Here is a 1385-nt window from a genome sequence, read left to right on the forward strand (position 1 = left end):
GCAGTACGGGCTGCTCTTCGCCGTGAACTCGCTCGTCGTCGTCCTCGGCGCGGGAGCGGACCTCGTCGGCTCCACGCCGCTCGGTCGAATCAATTCGATCACGTGTCGGACAGGGGCGCCACCCCTCGGACCGCCGTCGGGTCAGACCGGGTGGAGCGGAGTGCCGAGCGGGTCGGCGAGCAGGCGCTCGAAGGCGAGCTCGGCGGCGCCCAGCATGAGCAGATCGGCGCCGAGCTCGGTCCGCACGATGCGCACGGAGTCGAGTGCGACCCGGAAGGGGCCGCCGCGGCCCAGGCGCTCCTCCAGGAACCCCGGCGCGACTCCGACCAGCGCCCCGAGGAAGCCGCCCAGCACCACGAGCTGCGGGTTGAACACGTTGATCACGTTGCGCAGGGCGACCGCGAGGTGCCCGAGCTGGCGCTCGACCTCGGCGCGGACGGCCGGGTCCTCGGAGGCGGCGAGCGCCTCCTCCAGCCGCTCGCTCTCGTCGAGGCCGAGCACGGTGAGCAGCTCGGCGCGGCCGACCTCGGTCTCGAGGCAGCCGACGGCGCCGCAGTGGCAGTCGATGCCCGCGCTGTTGACGAGGGTGTGGCCGATCTCCCCCGCGTAGCCGTCGATGCCGTGCAGAGGCGCGCCGCCGACGATGACGCCGGCGCCCACTCCGCTCGCGCCGCCGTTGAGGTAGACGAGGTGCGAGACGTCGCGGCCGGCGCCGAGGACGCTCTCGGCGAGTGCACCGAGGTTGGCGTCGTTCGCCGAGAGGACGGGCAGGCCGGTCGCGTCCGCGAGCATGCGGGAGAAGGGCTCGTCGTCCCAGCCGAGGTGCGGGCCGACCCGGACGAGGCCGTCGGCGTCGCGGACGAGGCCGGGCACGGCGACGCCGATGCCGACGGTCCGCGTCTCCTCGGGCAGCTCGGCGAGCAGCTCGGCGACCGCCTCGGCCGCCAGACGGGCGGCGGCCTCGGCGGTGGGGACGGAGGCGGAGCGGCGGATGCGGCGGCGGACGACGGCGTCGACGCCGACCACGGCGACCGTGACGGCGTCGATCTCGGGGTTCACGGCGAGCGCGACGACTCCGGGATCGGCCTCGACGACGGGGCTCGGCCGGCCGACCTGGTTCGGCGTGGCCGGCTCGCGCTCGCGCACGATGCCGAGCTCCACCAGCTCGCCGACCAGCGCCGCGATCGTGGAGCGGTTGAGGCCGGTCAGGCGGGTCAGCTGCGAGCGGGAGCGGGGGCCGCCGCGGTGCACGAGGCGGAGGATCGCCGAGAGGTTGTGCCGCCTGACGCGGTCGAGGTTGTTGCCGCGCCGAGCTGCTCACCGTGCTCGGCCTCGACGAGAGCGAGCGGCTGGAGGAGGCGCTCGCCGCCTCCGAGGACCCGGCC

General features: G+C 75.2%; 1 protein-coding gene. It reads right to left on the bottom strand.

The genetic code is table 11. The features are described from left to right. Positions 1–141 precede the first annotated feature (141 nt). Entirely contained in the window at positions 142–1263 is a 1122-nt protein-coding gene (locus C5D66_RS16680) for an ROK family protein (RefSeq protein ID WP_104327014.1), read from the bottom strand. Between the last annotated feature and the right edge of the window lie 122 nt (positions 1264–1385).

The sequence above is a fragment of the Rathayibacter sp. AY1B4 genome (genome assembly GCF_002932815.1).
GTDB lineage: Bacteria > Actinomycetota > Actinomycetes > Actinomycetales > Microbacteriaceae > Rathayibacter.